This is a genomic window from Bacillus sp. JJ1127 (genome assembly GCF_036965845.1).
Classification (GTDB): Bacteria; Bacillota; Bacilli; order Bacillales; family Bacillaceae_G; genus Bacillus_A.
In genome coordinates this window covers 1-3856 of sequence record NZ_JBALQK010000407.1, presented here as the reverse complement: position 1 = coordinate 3856, position 3856 = coordinate 1, and the positions used below count along the sequence as shown (strand labels likewise).

Below are 3856 nucleotides of genomic sequence, written 5' to 3'. Positions count from 1 at the left end.
CTCATATTATAGTCAAATTTGACTAAAAGGTAAACTTTTTTTACCCGTCAAAAGTTTCTTTTCTTCAAGGTAGTTAAAAAGGAGATATGTAGTGAATTTTTTGAGAACAAGTGAGGAAAATAGGGTAGTGCACAAAATGAATGGGAAGAAATAATTCAAATGTAAAGTTTGTAAAAAAGAAATATTGAATCATGTACTGTTCCACTATTTAAAATGGTTTTTTCCTGGAATTGTCGAATAAGATAGAGAGGAGAGATAAAGAAGTTATAAATGGATTACGTATTGAACGGAAGTAAGTTAGTATTTCGGATAAAGTGAAACTTCCATCAGTGGGGGCTCTCCATCCCTCACTGATGGAAAGCCCTCATCAATCGGGTATTACTGCCCGGTAATGTGGGATAAATAATGAAAGAAGGGTAGTTCATTGTTTAGTTAGGAAGAATAAAGTTGTATAGATAATACGATCTGGAATGAGGTGAATTTTTATTATGAAAATATGGAAACGAATTTCAAATCAAGAAATGTTTCTTTTATCTTTACAACCTGTTTTGTGGATGGATGGAGGAGCTAAAGAAATAAACAGAAAACAATCTACTCCAAATGTAGCGGTAACATTACAAATTAGTAATGTACAAGAGAAAGATTTTTCATACGAACTTGTTTATGATATAAATGAAACTCTCGTTATTCAACTTGAGGTGGAAAATAGAGGAACTGAAGAGGTTTCTCGAGTAATTGTGAGTCATATGATCCGTGATTATTTTGTATACATTCCTAATACATTAAAGACGAATAAGGGAGCAGGTGAATTCTTATTTCAGCTTGTAAGGTGGCGAGTTGATGAACTGCTTCCGAATGAAAAAGTTCAATTAACTTGTCAAGTAAAAGTAGCACACACTCCTGTTCCTTCTACTATGTCATTACGTGCTACGTATACATTCCAACATGCTGACGTAACGTATGGACCACTTCAAACGAAAGAAGCAATTGTGATACAACAATAAAAAGGAACCCCGTGACGTGGGTTCCTTTTTTAGTGAAGATTGTGTTTTTTTGGTAATTTTTTTGTTCTAGTCCTTTTTTTCCTACATAGTTATTTTTATATCCGAAGTATAGAATGAATAAGAACGAGGCAACATTTATAATTACATCAATTTGGTCATTTGTAATAAAAGTATGTCCGAACGATTCAAATAATAGTTTTAAAGATAAGAGAAATCAACAATAACAGATCGGCTAGTAACGAATATTACAAAAGAATTAGCAAATAATGTGGTAAATATTTCGTTTTTATTTGGAGCTGCTAGTTATCCTTTGGAAGGAAAAACGTTAGAAGAGCTATTAGATAAAGCGCAAACTCAATTGTATAAGAATAGAGATTTACGGAAGAATGAATGATAAAAGTATTTTTCGTAACAATTGCTTCTCTTTTGTTACAAAAAAACGGTGTTTTGTAACAAAAGCCTTTAAAAATATATTTAATCATCATATAATTGTGATAGATGTGTCAGGACATTTTGCACAATGGTTTTTTGGGGGAAAAGTGTAGAGGGAAGCAATCTCTACACTTTTCCTTTTTAGGAAAGTTAAAGAATATTTGTAAGTTGTTGCAAGTAAACCTTTATACTGTGTAAAATGGACAAGTAGATTGATAGAAAGAGAGAAAGGGAATGGTAGAATGATAGACGTTAGGAGCCAACGATCGCCCTTGGGTAGGCGGCTGGTTATAATTGCTATTGTAATTAGTGCTATCGTGGCAGGGTTTTTCATATTTCAATCCTTTACATCGCCTGCAAAGGCTGTAGCAAATCAAGTGAACTCAGTCCAGCTTGCTAGTGAGCAGTTTAAAGTTGGATTGGATAAAAAAGCACCGACGAAATTTAATGGACAAGTACGCAAAGTAGCATACTTAACCTTCGATGATGGACCGAGTGAATTTCAAAAAGAGATTTTAGACATTTTAAAGAAAAATGAAATAAAAGGAACATTTTTCATGATTGGTGGCAATATTCCATCTCATACAGATAGTGTGAAACGTTTAGTAAAGGAAGGACATTATCCAGGTGTTCACAGCATGACACATGATTATGCGAAACTTTATAAACAAGGTCGATTTGTAGAAGAGATGATACAAGCGCAAAATATGGTGAAAGATGTTACAGGATTTCAGCCTAAGCTTGTTCGTTGCCCATATGGAAGTATGCCTGGATTGAATCAAGGATTACGTGACCAAATGGTACCAGTTGGTATGAAAGAGTGGGACTGGACGATTGATTCTTTAGACTGGAAACTGCCTGGAAATCCAAATGGTGTAGTACAAAATGTAATTTCAGGGGCTAAACAAGATCGTGAAGTTATTTTAATGCATGAGAAGCAACAAACTGTACAAGCCTTACAAACAATTATTGATGATCTTCGTAAAAAAGGATATGAGTTTGAAGTATATGAAGAATCAACTCATTTCCCCTTAAATTTTTGGCATGATGATCGTATATAAGTAGGAGGAAAAGAAAGTGAAATATAATAAAATAGCAATTGTAACTGCATTATCTATGACTTTATTAGCTGGTTGTTTTGGTCCAAAACCAGAAGAAGAATTATATGTGGCATTTGAAAATGCTGCAAAGCAAGAAAAACCTATGTTTGAAGATGCGAAAAAATTAGAGGCGTTAGAAAAAGAGGGACAAACGTTATACAATCAAATTGTACAAGAGGGAAAAGATAATAATCAAGCTGTGAAGGAGAAGTTAGATCAAGCAGCGAAAAACACAGCGGAGCGCGGAAAAATAATCGATAAAGAAAAAGATGCATTGAATAAAGCGCAAGAAGAAATGAAATCAGTTGATAAGTACGTAGAGAAAATTAAGGATAATAAGTTAAAAGAGCAAGCAGACAAAGTAAAGAGTACGTATGAAAAACGATATGAATCGTTTAAAAAGATGTATGATAACTACACTAAGTCATTAAAATTAGAAAAAGAATTATATACAATGTTACAAGATAAAGATGCAAAATTAAAAGCAATTAGTGATAAAGTAAAAACAGTAAATCAATCTTACAAAGATATTGATACTGAAAAAGATAAGTTCAATGAGTATACTAAATCATACAATACAGAAAAAGTAGCTTTCTATAAAAAAGCGGATATTAAAATAAAAGAAGAAAAAAAATAAAGCAGGTTGGCCTGAGGGCCAAACCTGCTTTATTTTTTTGTATACGTACGTCGATACCAAGGAATCGGTTCGCTTAATTTTTTTTCTTGCTTCAGGGCCTCAGGGCCAATATAATCTTGAAGCGTTTTTTTTGCTGCTGTTAAAGAAAGAGTTGTTTTCGGATTTCGATAGGAAGACTCAAGATTACCGAGATGCGGGAGGGTACGAAAATCATCTTTTGTAGGGGGAATATGAAAAAAATAGTCACCTAAACGAATGAGAACATCAGATTGTTGCTGACTAAGACGTGGATTTCTAGAAAAATGTAATCCTTCTTTTAGTGCTTTTTTTTCAGTAATTAAACGTTCTAAAACAACCTTTTTTAACCAGTATAAGTACTTAGGATTTGTAGCTGCTTTTGCATGCCGATTCACAACGAAAATAGATTGAGCTAATCGATTGATAGAATATTGTTTTTGTGACTGAGACTGTGGTTGTGAAGGTTTCATAGTGAGTCTCCTTTCTAATTTTTATTATTATAACATAAATAAAATGAGTTTTTATTATATGCAAAAAGTGATTGTATATATTTTTAATATTAAAGCAATATTGTTACCAAAAACAACTATTTTGTATAATAGTGATAGGGATGGTTTTTAGAAATTTGATAATGAAAGAGTGAAAAGTATGAAAGATATATTGAA

Annotated in this window: 4 protein-coding genes and 1 pseudogene; 3 read left to right on the top strand and 2 right to left on the bottom strand. The window is 32.7% G+C overall.

What is annotated here, in order from left to right:
* The first annotated feature begins 488 nt into the window (after nucleotides 1–488).
* Entirely contained in the window at nucleotides 489–1004 is a 516-nt protein-coding gene (locus V7183_RS25220) for a DUF11 domain-containing protein (protein ID WP_097894976.1), read from the top strand.
* 29 nt (nucleotides 1005–1033) lie between these two features.
* Here V7183_RS25220 and V7183_RS25215 read toward each other — a convergent pair.
* Nucleotides 1034–1218, bottom strand: a pseudogene (locus V7183_RS25215) (phage holin); the annotation flags it as partial.
* Between the two features lie 460 nt (nucleotides 1219–1678).
* On the opposite strand from V7183_RS25215, the gene V7183_RS25205 reads away from it, so the two are divergent.
* Both V7183_RS25205 and V7183_RS25200 read left to right on the top strand, forming a co-directional pair.
* Entirely contained in the window at nucleotides 1679–2497 is an 819-nt protein-coding gene (locus tag V7183_RS25205) for a peptidoglycan-N-acetylglucosamine deacetylase (RefSeq protein WP_335361241.1), read from the top strand.
* A 55-nt stretch (nucleotides 2498–2552) separates the two neighbouring features.
* Nucleotides 2553–3173, top strand: coding sequence for a YkyA family protein (locus V7183_RS25200; RefSeq protein ID WP_097895327.1), 621 nt, complete (start codon nucleotides 2553–2555; stop codon nucleotides 3171–3173).
* 29 nt (nucleotides 3174–3202) lie between these two features.
* Here the strand turns inward: V7183_RS25200 and V7183_RS25195 are convergent, their stop codons facing one another.
* Complete coding sequence (locus V7183_RS25195; protein ID WP_097894978.1) at nucleotides 3203–3661, bottom strand: YkyB family protein; 459 nt, start codon at nucleotides 3659–3661, stop codon at nucleotides 3203–3205.
* Nucleotides 3662–3856 lie beyond the last annotated feature (195 nt).